The following is a 16,827-nucleotide window of genomic DNA, read 5'->3' as shown; positions in this document are numbered from 1 at the left end:
GTTATTTATTGGTAAATATATAAACTTCCAACTAATGTTTTATAATTTATTAATGTTGATTTTACACTTAATAAATATAGTGAAAAATAGATGGTTTGCTTTTTAAATTGTTGAGGATAAAAATCAGATGGTGATTTTCTCTTCCCGTGGTCAAATTTAGTGCAAAGTTATCTATTTGATCATAATTTAGGTTAAAACCATTTTTAAAATTTTAACCAAATATTTTGCGAAATATGTTTTTATTAATGGTTAAACTGACCATTAGTTATTTTTTTAACTATATTTACAAATGTTAAATCAACACTTAACTATTGTTTTGAAGTATTTTTCCCAGCTTTTAAAGGTAAAATAATTCGATCGAATGTGGTGTAAAATTCCTTTCACGGATTGAAAGTATAAGACGATAACCCAATAGAAAACCACCAATTCTTAAAATAAATACTATGAAAAACTCTTTTTTAATCTCCTGTATTTTTACTTTTTGCAGTCAGGTTACTTTCGCACAAAAAGAAACCACAATAATTTCCGTAAAAAGCGCTTCGGATGCACCAACGATCAATAGAAACATTTACGGCCATTTTGCAGAACATCTGGGACGTTCTGTCTATGGCGGATTTTTTGTGGGAGATACGTCTAAAATCCCAAATACAAAAGGAGTCAGAAACGATATTATTAAAGCCTTAAAAGAGCTGAAAATCCCAAATCTGCGATGGCCCGGAGGCTGTTTCGCCGATACGTATCACTGGAAAGACGGCGTTGGTCCAAAAGAGCAAAGACCCACAATTGTCAACCAGTGGTGGGGCGGAGTAACCGAGGATAACAGCTTTGGGACCCATGATTTTTTAAACATGTGTGAATTACTGGGAGCGGAACCGTATCTATCCGGAAATGTGGGAAGCGGAACGGTTCAGGAATTATCAGACTGGATCCAGTATACCAACTTTGCAGGTAAGAGTCCGATGAGTGATTTGCGTAAAAAAAACGGAAGAACAGAACCGTGGAAAGTTACCTATTGGGGAATTGGAAATGAAGCCTGGGGCTGCGGAGGAAATATGACAGCGGATTATTATGCCGGAGAATACCGCAAATACGCCACTTTTATGTCGGATTGGGGCAATAAAGAAGGAGTTGTGCGTATTGCATCAGGATCCAATAGTGCAGACTATAACTGGACAGAAACGTTAATGAAGAATATTCCCCTGCATCTTCTGGGCGGAATTGGCGTGCATCATTATTCCGTAATCAACTGGGATAAAAAAGGGGACGCCGTTGATTATACGGAAGAGCAGTATTTCAAAACCATGAAAGAAGCGCTGAAGATGGAAGAACTCGTTACGAAACATTCCGCCATAATGGATAAATACGATCCAGGTAAAAAAGTCGCCATGATTGTGGATGAATGGGGAGGCTGGTATGATGTTGAAAAAGGAACAAACCCGGGCTTTTTGTATCAGCAAAACACCCTGAGAGATGCAGTGCTGGCCGGCGCCACACTGAATATTTTTAACAACCATGCCGACAGGGTCCGTATGGCAAATTTAGCGCAATGTGTCAATGTACTGCAGGCTGTAATCCTGACCGATAAAGCCAAAATGATTTTAACACCCACCTACCATGTCATGCAATTGTACAGCGTACATCAGGATGCGAAATTATTGCCGATAAATTTCCAGTCACCGCTGTATTCTTATAACGGGGAAACACTTCCTGCGATTTCGGCTTCAGCTTCTAAAGATAAAAACGGCCTGGTTCATATTTCACTGGTCAACATTGATGCAAAAAACAGCAATAAGGTGGAGATAGACACAAAAGAGCTGGGCGTTAAAAACTTCTCAGGAAAAATCATAACATCAAAAAAAATACAGGACTATAATTCATTCGAAAATCCCGATAAAATTGTCCCGGTTGCTTTTAAAGACTTTGAAAATAAGAAAGGTAAGCTCGAAATTACGATTCCACCCTTCTCCGTAATAGTCCTCGAAGGAAAGTAAACATGAAATAATCGCAACGGAATAAATGTAAAACCAACGTTTATTTTTCGTTTGGAGCTTAAATGTTTGTTTTGATGCATTATTTGTAAAAATTAAGGCACTTGTTTTTATTAAGTGTTTTTTATACACTTATAAATTAATTATTTTTATATTTGTCAATCTTAAAAATAGATTTCGAATGAAAAATTACGTAATAGGATTGGACTACGGAACAGATTCTGTTCGGGCGGTGCTGATTGACACTGAAAATGGCCAGGAGCTGGCATCCAATGTTTCTCATTATAAAAGATGGAAAAACAAACAATATTGTGACGCGGCTGTTAATCAGTTTCGTCAGCATCCTCTGGATCATATTGAAGGTTTGGAAAGTACAATTCAGGCGGTTGTAAAAGAAAGTAAAGTAGATCCTTCGTTAGTGCGCGGTATCTGCATTGATACCACAGGATCTTCTCCTGTACCGGTTACCAAAGAAGGAATTCCGTTAGCCCTGACAAAAGGTTTTGAGGAAAATCCGAATGCGATGATGGTGTTGTGGAAAGATCATACAGCCATAAATGAAGCCAATGAAATCAACGAACTGGCCGCAAGCTGGGGCGGAGAAGACGTTACCAAATATGTGGGAGGAATTTATTCATCTGAATGGTTCTGGGCAAAAATCCTGCACATTGCAAGGGAAGATGAAGCGGTAAAAAATGCGGCACATACCTGGATGGAGCACTGTGATTTGATGACCTATTTATTAATTGAGGATAAAGATTTAAAATCCTTCAAAAGAAGCCGTTGCGCAGCAGGTCATAAAGCCATGTGGCACACCGACTGGAATGGCTTGCCTCCCGCAGAATTTTTAGAAAAATTACATCCGTATCTGGCCACACTTCGTGGCAATTTATATGATGAAACCTATACTTCTGATCTGGTTGCCGGAAAATTGAGCAAAGAATGGGCAGATCGTTTAGGACTTTCGACAGATACAGTGGTAGCTGTTGGAACATTCGATGCACATTCCGGAGCAGTTGGCGCAAAAATCGGAGAAAATACTTTAGTCCGCGTTATGGGAACATCAACCTGCGATATTCTGGTGGGTTCGTATGACGAAGTAGGAACCAAAACCGTTCGCGGCATCTGCGGACAGGTAGACGGATCTGTAATTCCGGGCTTTATTGGTTTAGAAGCGGGGCAATCTGCTTTCGGCGATTTACTGGCCTGGTACAAAGAATTATTGCTTTGGCCAACCGATCATTTGCTGACAGCTTCAACAATTTTAAATGACGAACAAAAAGAACAATTAAGAGAAGAATTCAGCGATAAATTAATTGTGGAACTGACCAGAGAGGCAGAGAAAATCCCGGTTTCAGAAACTCTTCCAATTGCCTTAGACTGGATCAACGGAAGAAGAACCCCGGATGCCAATCAGGAACTAAAAAGCGCCATTTCAAATTTATCATTAGGAACAAAAGCACCGCATATTTTCAAAGCCCTGGTCAACGCCATTTGTTTTGGAGCGAAGAAAATTGTCGATCGTTTTGAAGAAGAAGGCGTAAAAATCGACAGCGTTATCGGAATTGGCGGCGTTGCCCGAAAATCTCCTTTTATCATGCAGACTTTGGCGAATGTTTTAAACAAGCCAATCAAAATTGCCGCCTCAGACCAGACTCCTGCTTTAGGAGCAGCGATTTATGCAGCAGTGGCAGCCGGAATTTATCCAAATGTAATTGAAGCCAGTCAAAAAATCGGAAGTGATTTTGACGGGGAATATTTCCCTCAGTTAGACCAGGTCGCAGCGTATCACAAATTGCTGATTGGTTACAATCAATTAAGTGCTTTTGAAGATCCAACGATTAAATTATCCCAACATGAGTTCTCGATATAAAGATTTAAAACAGGAATGTTACGAAGCCAATATGCAGTTAAATGCATTGAATCTGGTGGTGTATACCTTTGGAAATGTAAGTGCGGTCGATAGGGAAAATGGCGTTTTTGCCATTAAACCGAGCGGCGTTCCTTATGAAGATTTAAAACCGGAAGATATTGTGATTGTCGATTTTGACAATAACATTATTGAAGGAACAATGCGTCCGTCTTCTGACACTAAAACCCATGCGTATTTATACAAAAACTGGCCAAATATTGGTGGCGTGGCTCATACACATGCAACCTATTCGGTAGCCTGGGCGCAGGCACAACAGGATATTCCGATTTTCGGAACGACCCATGCAGACCATTTAACGGCTGATATTCCGTGCGCACCGCCAATGGCAGATTCCCTGATTGAAGGAAACTACGAACACAATACCGGAATCCAGATTTTGGATTGTTTCAAGGAAAAAAATCTTTCGTACGAAGAAGTAGAAATGATTCTGATCGGCAATCACGGTCCATTCGCCTGGGGAAAAAACGCTGCAAAAGCAGTCTACAACAGCAAGGTTTTAGAAGTCGTAGCCGAAATGGCCTACCTGACTTTACAAATAAATCCAAACGCACCAAGACTGAAGGATTCGCTCATAAAAAAACATTACAACCGTAAACACGGAAAAGATTCGTATTACGGACAGTAAAAAAAGTTTCAGGTTTCAGGTTTTTTTTGTTTCAGGTTATTGGAACGTGAAACCTGGAACGTGAAACAAAAAAATAACAATTCAAGATTTCCAGATTCCAACAACCTGAGACTTGAAACAAAATAAACAAAACAAAATGATAGATATTTCTCAAAAAGAAGTCTGGTTTGTAGTAGGAAGCCAGGAATTATACGGTGAAGAAACACTAAGAAAAGTGGCGGAGCATTCGCAGCTAATTGCAAAAGGATTAGACGGATCGTCTCATATTCCGGTAAAAGTGGTTTATAAAGAGGTAGTAAAATCTCCTGCTCAGATTTTGGATTTATGTTTAGAGGCCAATTCGGCTAAAAACTGTATCGGTCTTATTGCCTGGATGCACACTTTTTCTCCGGCTAAAATGTGGATTGGCGGCTTGAATATCCTTAAAAAACCATTATGCCATTTACATACACAGTACAATGCAGAAATTCCGTGGGGAAGTATCGATATGGATTTCATGAACCTGAACCAGTCGGCACACGGAGATCGTGAATTTGGATTCATCATGTCCAGAATGCGTAAAAAACGTAAAGTAGTTGTGGGTCACTGGGAAGACGACCGCGTTTTAAACAAATTAGGGGTTTGGACAAGAGTAGCTTTAGGCTGGGATGAGCTTCAAAACCTAAAAGTAGCCCGTATTGGAGACAATATGCGTGAAGTTGCCGTTACAGAAGGTGATAAAGTAGAAGCCCAAATTCGTTTTGGAATGTCGGTTAACGGATATGATTCTTCAGATGTTACGAAATATATTGACAAAGTTACGGAGCAGCAACTAAACGATTTGTTAGCCGTTTACGAATCCTCTTATGCTTTAACGGATTCTTTAAAACAAGGCGGGGCACAAAGAAGTTCTTTGGCTGAAGCCGCAAAAATAGAATTAGGGTTAAGAGCTTTCCTTGAAGAAGGAGGTTTTGGAGCCTTTACCGATACCTTCGAAAATCTGGGTGCCTGGAAACAATTACCGGGAATTGCCACACAAAGATTAATGGCAGACGGATACGGTTTTGGTGGCGAAGGCGACTGGAAAACAGCTGCCATGGTGAGAGCTTTGAAAGTCATGAATGTGGGGCTTGAAGGAGGTACTTCTTTCATGGAAGATTATACGTATCATTTTACACCACAAAAATCCTATGTTTTAGGATCTCATATGCTGGAAATTTGTCCGTCAATTGCGGAGTCAAAACCTTCTTGTGAGGTGCATCCGTTAGGCATTGGAGGAAAAGAAGATCCGGCTCGTCTGGTTTTTAATTCACCTGCCGGGGAAGCCATCAATGTTTCACTAGTCGATATGGGAAATCGTTTCCGTATGATTGTTAACGAGGTCGTAGCCGTAAAACCAATGGCAGAATTGCCAAAATTACCGGTGGCCAGAGTTTTATGGGATTGTAAACCAAACCTTGACATTGCGGCAACAGCCTGGATTTTAGCCGGAGGCGCGCACCACACCGTTTACAGTCAGGCGATCACCACAGAATACATGGAAGATTTTGCGGATATTGCCGGAATCGAATTGTTGGTGATTGATGAGAAAACGACGGTAAGAGATTTTAAAGATAAGATTAATGCCAATGAGGCTTATTATCATTTGTTTCAGCATGGATTGTAATTTTTAAGGCGCAAAGGTTCAAAGTGACAAAGGTTCAGAGTTTTTTGTACTTTTAACTTATAACATCTAACATTTTACACCAATTAAAAAATATCATTTATGAATGTACTAAAACGTTGCGTTTTTGGAATTAGCTTAATGAGTTTAGCTACACTTTCAATTCAATGCAAAAGCGATAAAAAAATGGATACTACAACAGTTTCTTCGGATAAAAAAGCTACAGTTACAATCGAAAAATCTTCTTACGGGACAACCACCAAAGGAGAAAAAGTAGACAGTTACAAATTGAAAAACCAAAATGGGATGGAAGTGGATATCATCACTTTTGGCGGAAGAATTACAGATTTGAAAGTGCCTGATAAAAACGGTGTTTCTGAAAATGTAGTAATAGGATTTAATTCTTTGGCACAATATGAAAAGGAAAATCCATTCTTTGGAGCTTTGATTGGAAGATATGGAAACCGAATTGCTAAAGGGAAATTCTCTTTAGACGGAAAAGAATATCAACTAGCAATCAATAATACGCCAAATGCTTTGCACGGTGGACCACAGGGATATTTTAATGTTGTTTGGAAAGCCGATGAGGCAAAATCAGGAGACACGGCTTCTTTAAAATTATCATACCTGAGCAAAGATAAAGAAGAAGGGTATCCCGGAAACTTACAGGTTTTTGTAACGTATACTTTGACCAGTGACAATCAGTTAGAAGTGCTTTACGAAGCCACCACAGATAAGAAAACAGTGGTGAATCTGACGCAGCATTCGTATTTCAATTTATCGGGAGATTTTACAAAAACAATCTTAGATCACGAATTGACCTTAAATGCAGATAAATTAGTTCCGGTGGATGCAACGCTTATTCCGACAGGAAAATTAGAAGATGTTGCCAATACGCCTTTCGATTTCAGAACACCAAAATTAATTGGAAAAGACATAGCAGCTAAAAACGAGCAATTAGAAAGAGGAAAAGGATACGACCATTGCTGGGTACTGAATAATCCTGAAAAAGGAAAAACCATTATCGCAAAAGTATACCATGCAGCAAGCGGAAGAGTGCTGGAAATGACAACCGACGAACCCGGAATTCAGTTTTATTCCGGGAACTTCCTTGACGGAACGTTACCAACACGCAACGGTGGTACATACGCACACCGAACCGGACTTTGTCTGGAAACAGAACATTATCCGGATTCTCCAAACCAGAAAAACTTCCCGACAACGGTTTTAAATCCAGGGGAAAATTATAAAACTAAAACTACTTTTAAATTTTCTGTACAAAAATAGTTTTAGGATTTGTTTACTAGTTCAATTCTCTGAAAAACCTCGTAAGTTATGCTTGCGAGGTTTTTTTATTTTAAACTGGATTTATACCGTTTCATTCTTATATTTGATGCTGATTACCGGAAGTTTGATTTTGATAATATCCGAAAATTTAAAAATAAACGCAGCTGAAAAACACCTAAATAAGAATGGTCATAACTCAAAAAAACAGATTTAAAAAAGCAGTTTTACTTCTTATTTTTCTCTCTTTTCAATATATAAATGCCCAAATAACTTTAACTCATAACGTTGGAACAACACTTGTTAAGACGGATATGTATACTTGTGATAGGGATGAAGCCTGGTCACGGATATTTACATTATCAGATTTTGGCATAGCGCCAAATGAACAATTTTTGATTAAATCAGGACAGATCGGAATTAGCAAATCTGACGAAGGTTCAAATTTATATTTTTCGGTTTATAGTATCGATGACAACTTTCCCGTTTTCTTTTATTCTTCATTTCCAAGAACAGTACTTGGAAGTCGCAGTTTTAACCCAACAACAGTTATTAATGGTACTCCGCAAATTTTTCAGTTTGATTTTGATGAACCAATAATTGTTCCGGCCGGAACTAAAAGAATTATGGTTACAGTACATAAGATCAGGGATATTTATAATCCGAAGTCAGGAGAAATTTATATAGCTGGTACTATACAAGACAATGGAGAATCTTGGTATTTAGGTTGCGATTTAGAGCATGGGCTGTCGCGTACCACAGATTTAACTATTCCTGTTCCAAATGCAAATTTTTACATCAATGTTACAGGTGAAGTATTTAATACAAAAAGTTTAGGACCTGTTACCAGATTATCGCATAACCTCAATGATGAATTAATTGATACCGGTATACATTCATGCAAATGGAATGATATTTATTGGGCAAGAGCTTTTAACTTAAAAGACTTTGGCATATCAGGCAATGAAGAATTTGTAATTAATTCGGGGCAGGTTGGAATAAATAAAACGGGTTATTCGGCTAAAGTTGGTTTTAATATCTATGAGATAGATGATAATTTTCCTTGTTCTTTTTCTGAGAAAAAATTAATAGGAAGCAGTCAGGAGCAAGAGCTTAGAGCCAATATTGATGAGAATTCTCAAATTATACAAGTAGATTTTGATAAACCAATCAAAATTCCGGCTGGGATAAAAAAAATTTTGGTAGAAGTTCATAAAGGGATTGTTTACGGAGACGGCGTTGCTTTTATAGCGGGTACGACACAAAATGATGATGTGTCATGGCAACGGGGTTGTACTGCTTTACCGGGGTATCCTGATCTGGGAAGCGGATATGTTTCGACTGCTGATTTTGGAAAACCACAAGCTAATTTCTATATCAATGTGACAGGAAATGTAAATCAGGTCAGAAATAATATTTTTGAAATGAACGTTTCGAATATTTGTTCTGAATTTTTAAAAGAATTTAGCGTTAGTGATCAGTCGAAAATTGCCTCAATTGCATGGGATTTTGGAGATCCGGATTCAGGAGCAAAGAATACTTCTACAGACTTATCTCCCTTTCATGATTTTTCGGCAGATGGCCAATACACGGTAACGGCCACGGTTATTGCAAAAGATAGAACACGTGAAGTTTTAACTGAAAAAATTGAATCCAAAGAGCCGCCAAAAGCATATGGAATTAATAATATTTATGCTTGTGAAAATAATTTGAACACCGGATTTTCGACCTCTTTTGATACTTCAACAACTACCAAGCAGGTGTTAGGAGGGCAAATCGGAAAAACAGTTACTTTTATCGACAGTAAAGGCAACAAATATGGCACATTGCCAAATCCGTTTACAAATACAGTTAAAGACAGGGAAACAATAACGGTAAGAGTTGCTCACGAGGATAATCCTTGCTGTTTTTCTGAGACTACTTTCGATTTAATTGTAAACCCATTGCCACAGTTTTCTGTTGCGGACTTAAAAGGATGTGATAATGATACAGATGGTTTTACGGTGTTTAATTTACAACAAGCAGAGGCTGCAATTATAGGAACGGCAACAAATAAAAAGGTTGAATTTTATCGTTCAAATGGGGAGCAAATACAATCTCCGCTAAATGCAATTACCAATTTAATTGCCTACGAAGAAGTAATCAGAGTAAAACTAACCAATACAGATACAAATTGCGACAACGAATCCACTTTTAAATTAATAGTAAATCCGTTACCTACAGCAAATCCGTTGCAGGAGCTTATTGGCTGTGATGATAACAAGGATGGTATTTCAGAATATTTTGATACTTCAAATGTTGAAGCTGCTGTTTTAGGAAATCAGAACGGAATGAAAGTTTCTTACTTTGATGCGCTTGGAAATCCGTTACCGGCTCCTTTGCCCAATCCCTACAGAAATACGACTGTTAATAAGGAAACCATAACGGTTAGGGTAACGAATAGTCTGACTAACTGTTATAAAGAAACACCATTAGTTTTGAAAACAACTTCACAGCCGCTCATTACTAAACCAGCTGCTAAGTATGCTTGTGATGAAGGCAATGGCTTTTCCACTTTTGATATGTCCGGTTTAGAAACTGAAATTACAGGCAACCAATCCGGTCTGAAAATAATGTATTTTGACAGTAACGGAAATCAGTTGCCGACTCCTTTTCCGGCTTTATTTCAAAATACCCAGACAAAATCCCAAACTATAAAAGTCAGGGTAGAAAACGAAATAAACAGTCTTTGTAATGCTGAAACAAGTTTCGACCTAATCGTAAACGAGTTACCAACTGTAAAGATCGAAAAAACGTACTTTTTATGTAATTTGGAACCTTCACTGCATGTAAGTGTTGCTGCTGATTTAGATAGCTATCTTTGGAAATCTCCCGACGGCAATGTTATTTCAAATGCTAATGAAGCTGATTTGGTAAATGCAGGAAAATATACGCTGGTAGTGGGTAAAATTAAAAACAACATTTATTGTGATAATACTTTTGAATTTGAATTAATACGGTCCATACTTCCCACTATCAAAGAAGTAAAATATAAGGAACTGTCAGAAGACAATTTTATTGAAATTATAGCAGAAGGGTATGGTGATTTTGAATATTCTATAGATGGAAGTAATTATCAGGACAGCAATTATTTTTCTAATGTTCCCGGCGGCACCTACGTTGCCTATGTAAGAGACAAAGAAGGCTGTGGAAGTGATTCCAAAGAGGTTACCGTGGTTGATTACCCGAAATTCTTTACGCCAAATAACGATGGACATAATGATGTTTGGCAAATAAAAAGCATCCATAAATTTCCAAATTCTAAAATAACAATATTTGACCGATATGGTAAATTACTGACGGAGCTGTCTGAAAATGATTTTGGATGGAATGGTTTTTATAACGGAAAAGAAATGCCATCTGATGATTATTGGTTTAAAGCCAACTTAAATAATAAGGTTGTATTTTCAGGACATTTTGCATTAAAGCGATAAGATACAACTGACCTGATTACGCATCATAAACAGCTTTATTTCGTTATGAATAAATCGAATTATGGCAGAAAATTGAAATAAACATGACATTCAAACATTTATTCAAAGCAGAACTCAGCTGGACCTCAAAAAAACAAGAAGCATCAGTTTTAAAATTGTACAGTAAAAGCCATCAGATTAAAATAGAAGGAAAACCTGTTTTAAATGTTTCGGCAGCTAAAGCCTTCAAAGGCGATCCGGCTTTATACAATCCCGAAGATTTGCTTTTGAGCAGTTTGGTTTCCTGCCACATGATGTCGTATTTATATGTCTGCTCCCAAAACGGAATAGAAGTTATCGAATACTCAGATCATGCCGAAGCAACCCTCGAAGTTTCTGAAGATGGCAGCGGGCGTTTTGTTGAAGTTCGGCTTAAGCCTAAAGTAAAAATTTCAAATTCTGACCAAATTCAGCTGGCTTTAAGTTTACATGAAAAAGCAAATCAATTGTGTTTTATAGCGAATTCGTGCAATTTCCCTGTTTTGCATGAGGCGGGTTGTGAAGTAATTTAAATATCGAAAACACGTTGATGTACAGAAAAGCGTACATTTGTAAAAAATACGATTATGAAAACAGTTAGTGTAACAGAATTTAGAGGGAATATCAAAAAATATCTTGACATTGCTGAATCTGAAAAATTGATAATTCATAGAAGTAAGGGGCGCTCTTTTGTTGTTATTCCGTTAAACGAAGAAGATGACGAATCTTTATTAAATGATAACCAAAAAGCGGCCATAGATGAAGCTTTAGAAGATGTTGCAAATGGAAGAGTACATTCGCATCAAGATGTTATGGAAGAAACCAAAAAACGATTTCCTCATTTATTTAATAGGTAATCCATGGTCAAAATAATATGGACAGAGAATGCTAAAATTGATTACTGGAAGAACATTGAATATTTACAAAGTGAGTGGACGCTACAAGAGGTTTATAAATTTATAGAAAAAACGGATGATTTAATAGAATTGCTAACAAAGCAAAATTTGATTTTTAAACCGGTAAAATACAAAGATGTATATCAGGTTCCGGTAACAAAACACATTACATTGTATTATAAGATTTCGGAAAATAGTAAAATTGAATTATTACGATTTTGGAATACATATCAAAATCCTAAAAAGCTTAGACTCTAAAAAAGGCTATAAAACCAAAAAAACCTCTTCCATTAAGAAGAGGTTTTTGTACCCGGAGCCGGAGTCGAACCGGCACGGTTTCCCACAGGTGTTTGAGACCAGCGCGTCTACCAATTCCGCCATCCGGGCTTAGCAGACGAAAAAACAATCAAAATGGATTATTTTAACGCAATAGAATGAAGTTATAAATGGCGTCATTCCTTTAACACGGTGCAAATGTAAAAAATAAAATTAAATGTGCTACTAAAAATACTTAAAATTTTCCTTTCAGTGTCCAATAAATTTTATAAATTTGCACCTCGTTAAAACGACGCACACACAACTAACTACATCCGAGGCAAATACAGATCATCTGGTTAGGCTAAACAATCTAGCCCAATGGATGGAGCGCAGCGGAATAAAACAACAAATTATAATGTCTCACCTAGAACCAGAAGCTAAAATTTTTGCTTGTTCACAAAGTGTTTATCTTGCAGAAAAAATTGCAGAACAATACGGGATTCCGTTAGGAAAAGTAACGATGTCAACGTACAGTGATGGTGAATTTCAGCCGTCTTACGAAGAGTCAATCAGAGGATTACGTGTTTTTATCGTGTGCTCCACATTTCCAACAGCCGATAATTTGATGGAATTGTTATTAATGATTGATGCCGCAAAACGTGCATCAGCAAGACATATTACAGCTGTTATGCCATACTTCGGTTGGGCAAGACAGGACAGAAAAGACAAACCGAGAGTTCCGATTGGAGCAAAATTAGTAGCTAATTTATTAGATGCTGCCGGAGCAACAAGAGTAATGACAATGGATTTGCACGCAGATCAAATTCAGGGGTTTTTCGAAAAACCGGTAGATCATTTATTTGCCTCTACCATCTTTTTACCATACGTAGAAAGTTTAGGATTAGAAAATCTGACAATTGCATCTCCGGATATGGGAGGTTCAAAAAGAGCATATGCTTACTCTAAGTTCCTGGAATCAGATGTAGTAATCTGTTACAAACAAAGAAAAGCAGCCAACGTTATCGACACTATGGAACTGATTGGTGAAGTAAAAGGCCGTAACGTAATATTAGTAGACGACATGATCGATACGGGTGGGACATTAGCGAAAGCAGCCGATTTGATGATCGAAAAAGGAGCATTAAGCGTTAGGGCAATCTGTACACACGCTATTTTATCCGGTGATGCCTACGATAAAATTGAAAATTCGAAATTAAGCGAATTGATTGTTACCGATTCTATTCCGTTAAAGAGAGAGTCAAAAAAAATAAGAGTCGTGAGTTGTGCACCTCTTTTTGCTGAAGTTATGCACATGGTGCACCACAACAATTCCATTAGTGGAAAATTTATAATGTAAGAAGCAATACGCTTTAGGCTTTAAGCCGTAAGCCTTGTTCTCATTTTAAAAAAGCCTAAAGCGTATCGCCTAAAGCTTAAAGCAACAAGAATATTTATTAATAACTATATTTTTTTACAATGAAATCGATTACAATTAAAGGATCAGAAAGAGAAAGCGTGGGCAAAGTGTCAACTAAAGCCTTACGTAATGCTGGAGCGGTTCCTTGCGTGTTATACGGAGGAAATCAGGCAGTACACTTCTCAGCAGACGCTGCAGCGTTCAAAAACTTGGTTTACACTCCAAATGCACACACAGTTGTGATTGAGCTTGGAAAAGGAAAATCATTCAATGCAATTTTACAGGATATCCAGGTTCACCCTGTATCTGACAGAATTTTACACATTGACTTCTTTCAGTTATTTGATGACAAAGAAATCACTATGGAAGTTCCTGTAAAAGTTGTAGGTACATCTAAAGGTGTTCTTGCAGGTGGTGTTTTACGTTTGAACACTCGTAAATTAAAAGTAAAAGCTTTACCTAAAGATCTTCCTGATTTTGTTGAAGCTGATATTACGCCACTTGAAATGGGTAACAAATTATACGTTACTAAAGTTGGTTCTCCGGAATACAAAGTAATGCACCCGGAAAACACTGTTGTAGCTCAGGTAAGAATCTCTCGTGCTGCTATGAAAGCTGCTCAGGAGGCTGCAAAAGCTGCAAAAGCTCCTGCAAAAGGAAAGAAAAAATAATTTTTTTCAAATCTATACAGAAAGCATCAATCGAAAGATTGGTGCTTTTTTTTTTTGTAAAAAGGTTCAAAGTTACAAAGGATCAAAGGATCAAAGGGACAAAGGAGGGCAAGTCTACAATATGTCCGGCTGAGCGAAGTCGAAGTCGAGCAAGTAACTAGACAATCTAACGTGAAATACTTTACGCGTACTTCGGCTACAATCCGCCTAATAAATGGGAGCAATAAAAAAAATCTGCTTAATCAGCCAAATCTGCGAGAATATTTTTTATCAATCTTACAGGTTCAAACAAATTATCTAGTAGACACATTTTTAATTGTCAAATTTAGAAGCAGAAACTTTAAAGTTTTCAAGACCTGACATTCCTGCCATCCGCTATATCTTTTCCTGGCTAAAGAAGCCAGCAAAAGGATACCGCTGCTGTCAGGGCTAGCCAGAAGTTTAGTTTTTATAAGTAAAAGAGGTTTAAAGGGACAAAGTTGCAAAGGGACAAAGAGGATAAGTCTGCAGTATGTCAGGCTGAGCGTAGTCGAAGCCCCCACCATAAACTCGACAATCTAAAGTGAAATACTGTGCGGGACTTCGACTACGCTCAGTCAGACAAAAATGGAGCAAAAAAAAAAATCTGCTCCATCAGCGAAATCTGCGTGAAACCTTTTTTCTTTGCGAGCCTTGCGTAAACCTTTGCGCTCTTCGCGGTTAATGACACAAATTTTCTAACTGCCATCTTTTTTTTAAACAGAAACGTCAGAATGTTTAAGGCCCCAAGATTTATGAGTTTTTAAGATCAACCTACAATAGGTCAGGCTGGGCGTAGTCGAAGCTCCTAGCAGAAACTCGACAATCTAAAGTGAAATACTTTACGCGACTTCGACTACGCTCAGTCTGACAAAAATGGGAAATAAAAAAATCTGCTCCATCAGCCAAATCTGCGTGAAACCTTTTCGAACTTTCATAAGACTTTACCATACTTTGCGGTTAAATCACCATCAGCAGCTAATTATCCAATTATCTAATTGCCATATTATCTAATTAGTTCTATTTTTGCAAACATGATAAAATGGATAAGAAAACTGTTTTCATCAACACCAAAAGAAGAGAACACAGACTATATGAAACCGGAGGTTCATGAACACCCAAAAAACCACCCAAAAAACGTGAATAAAAAATATTTAATCGTAGGACTTGGCAATATTGGAGCCGAATACGTAAATACAAGACATAACATAGGATTTAAAGTCCTGGATTTTTTAGCCAGAAAAGAAAGCCTTTCTTTCGAAACCGTAAAATTGGGGACTTTGGCGGAATATAAATTTAAAGGAAGAACCTTTTTCCTGCTTAAACCAAACACCTACATGAATTTAAGCGGTAAAGCGGTTAAATACTGGATGGATAAGGAAAACATTCCCTTAGAGAACATTCTGGTCATTACAGACGATTTAAACCTGTCATTCGGAACCATCCGAATCAAACCAAAAGGCAGTGACGGAGGCCATAACGGATTGAAGAACATCAATCTCGTTTTAAACACACAACAATACACCCGTTTTAGATTTGGGATCAGCGATCAGTTTAAAAAAGGGCAGCAGGTAGATTATGTTTTGGGAGAGTGGGATGAAGAAGAAAAAGCAAAACTTCCGGAACGTTTAGAAGTTGCTTCAGAAATTATCAGGTCATTCGGAACTGCCGGATTAGAAAATACAATGACCACTTTTAATGGAAAATAAAGATTGACAGCTATTTAAGGCTTAAAAAATCAGTTTATCAATTAATTAAATCAAATTATAACGAAATAGTATTTTCTATTCCAAAGTTAAATGTTTAAATTTGGAATAAATTATTATAAACCATAAAATCATAATATCATGGCTTTTGAATTACCACAATTACCTTATGCATATGATGCATTAGAACCACATATTGATGCCCGTACAATGGAAATTCACCATTCAAAACATCATAATGCATATACAACAAATCTTAACGCTGCAATTGCAGGAACAGATTTAGAGGGAAAAACAATCGAAAACATCTTAATCAACTTAGATAAATCAAACGCTGCAGTTCGCAACAATGGTGGAGGTTTTTACAACCACAATTTATTCTGGACTGTAATGAGCCCGGACGGTGGCGGATTGCCAACAGGTGATTTGTTAGCTGCCATTGAGTCTTCTTTTGGAACTTTTGAAGAGTTTAAAGCAAAATTTGCCAAAGCTGGTGCAACACAATTCGGTTCAGGATGGGCTTGGTTAACAGTACAAAAAGGGGGTAAACTAGAAGTTGTAGGTACTCCAAATCAGGATAATCCATTAATGCCGGAAGTTGCTGGTAACGGAGGAACTCCAATTTTAGGAATGGATGTTTGGGAACATGCTTACTACTTAAACTACCAAAACAGAAGACCGGATTATATTGAAGCTTTCTTCAGTGTGATTAACTGGACAGAAGTAGCAAGAAGATTTGCTTTAGACAAATAGTAGAAAACAGAGTATAGAATAAAGAAAATAGACGGATGACCTGAAGGTTGTCCGTCTATTTTTTTTTATGTTTATTTTTTGCTCTCGATCTTCTTAACTCTATTCTCCATCCTCTATTCTCCATCCTCTATTCTCCATCCTCTAT

At 37.5% G+C, this 16,827-nt stretch carries 13 protein-coding genes and 1 tRNA gene; 13 read left to right on the top strand and 1 reads right to left on the bottom strand.

The window, feature by feature from the left end; all coding sequences use genetic code 11:
- Positions 1-443 precede the first annotated feature (443 nt).
- From LPB89_RS02610 to LPB89_RS02570, 9 genes are all read left to right on the top strand, one after another.
- Positions 444-1,991: an alpha-N-arabinofuranosidase gene (locus tag LPB89_RS02610; RefSeq protein WP_230700129.1), complete on the top strand. Its 1,548-nt coding sequence runs from the start codon at positions 444-446 to the stop codon at positions 1,989-1,991.
- A 178-nt stretch (positions 1,992-2,169) separates the two neighbouring features.
- On the top strand, positions 2,170-3,861 hold the full coding sequence (locus tag LPB89_RS02605) for a ribulokinase (protein WP_230700128.1): 1,692 nt from the start codon (positions 2,170-2,172) through the stop codon (positions 3,859-3,861).
- Positions 3,845-4,546, top strand: a complete 702-nt coding sequence (locus tag LPB89_RS02600; protein WP_230700127.1) for an L-ribulose-5-phosphate 4-epimerase — start codon at positions 3,845-3,847, stop codon at positions 4,544-4,546. The genes LPB89_RS02605 and LPB89_RS02600 overlap by 17 nt, the downstream gene beginning before the upstream one ends.
- Positions 4,547-4,682: 136 nt before the next feature.
- Positions 4,683-6,191: an L-arabinose isomerase gene (gene araA, locus LPB89_RS02595; protein ID WP_230700126.1), complete on the top strand. Its 1,509-nt coding sequence runs from the start codon at positions 4,683-4,685 to the stop codon at positions 6,189-6,191.
- A 99-nt stretch (positions 6,192-6,290) separates the two neighbouring features.
- Positions 6,291-7,475, top strand: a complete 1,185-nt coding sequence (locus LPB89_RS02590) for an aldose epimerase family protein (RefSeq protein WP_230700125.1) — start codon at positions 6,291-6,293, stop codon at positions 7,473-7,475.
- Between the two features lie 311 nt (positions 7,476-7,786).
- Positions 7,787-10,945, top strand: coding sequence for a T9SS type B sorting domain-containing protein (locus LPB89_RS02585; protein WP_230700124.1), 3,159 nt, complete (start codon positions 7,787-7,789; stop codon positions 10,943-10,945).
- Positions 10,946-11,028: 83 nt separating this feature from the next.
- Positions 11,029-11,496, top strand: a complete 468-nt coding sequence (locus LPB89_RS02580) for an OsmC family protein (protein WP_230700123.1) — start codon at positions 11,029-11,031, stop codon at positions 11,494-11,496.
- 54 nt (positions 11,497-11,550) lie between these two features.
- Positions 11,551-11,820, top strand: a complete 270-nt coding sequence (locus LPB89_RS02575) for a type II toxin-antitoxin system Phd/YefM family antitoxin (RefSeq protein WP_230700122.1) — start codon at positions 11,551-11,553, stop codon at positions 11,818-11,820.
- Positions 11,821-11,823: 3 nt separating this feature from the next.
- Positions 11,824-12,117, top strand: coding sequence for a type II toxin-antitoxin system RelE/ParE family toxin (locus LPB89_RS02570; protein ID WP_230700121.1), 294 nt, complete (start codon positions 11,824-11,826; stop codon positions 12,115-12,117).
- 49 nt (positions 12,118-12,166) lie between these two features.
- Here the strand turns inward: LPB89_RS02570 and LPB89_RS02565 are convergent.
- A tRNA-Leu gene (locus LPB89_RS02565) sits at positions 12,167-12,246 on the bottom strand.
- Between the two features lie 286 nt (positions 12,247-12,532).
- Between LPB89_RS02565 and LPB89_RS02560 the strand changes: the two genes are divergently transcribed.
- The 4 genes from LPB89_RS02560 (at position 12,533) to LPB89_RS02545 (ending at position 16,682) form a co-directional block, all read left to right on the top strand.
- Positions 12,533-13,474: a ribose-phosphate pyrophosphokinase gene (locus LPB89_RS02560; protein ID WP_127338170.1), complete on the top strand. Its 942-nt coding sequence runs from the start codon at positions 12,533-12,535 to the stop codon at positions 13,472-13,474.
- A gap of 119 nt (positions 13,475-13,593) precedes the next feature.
- Positions 13,594-14,205: a 50S ribosomal protein L25/general stress protein Ctc gene (locus tag LPB89_RS02555; protein WP_230700120.1), complete on the top strand. Its 612-nt coding sequence runs from the start codon at positions 13,594-13,596 to the stop codon at positions 14,203-14,205.
- 1,052 nt (positions 14,206-15,257) lie between these two features.
- Positions 15,258-15,932 (top strand): aminoacyl-tRNA hydrolase, encoded by a 675-nt coding sequence (gene pth / locus LPB89_RS02550; RefSeq protein WP_230700119.1) that lies wholly within the window; start codon positions 15,258-15,260, stop codon positions 15,930-15,932.
- 138 nt (positions 15,933-16,070) lie between these two features.
- Entirely contained in the window at positions 16,071-16,682 is a 612-nt protein-coding gene (locus LPB89_RS02545; protein WP_127338173.1) for a superoxide dismutase, read from the top strand.
- Positions 16,683-16,827 lie beyond the last annotated feature (145 nt).

Origin of the sequence: Flavobacterium sp. ENC (assembly GCF_020991415.1) — a bacterium.
Lineage (GTDB): Bacteria > Bacteroidota > Bacteroidia > Flavobacteriales > Flavobacteriaceae > Flavobacterium.
Note: the sequence above shows the minus strand (reverse complement) of the source record. Positions and strands in the feature narration are given on the sequence as shown.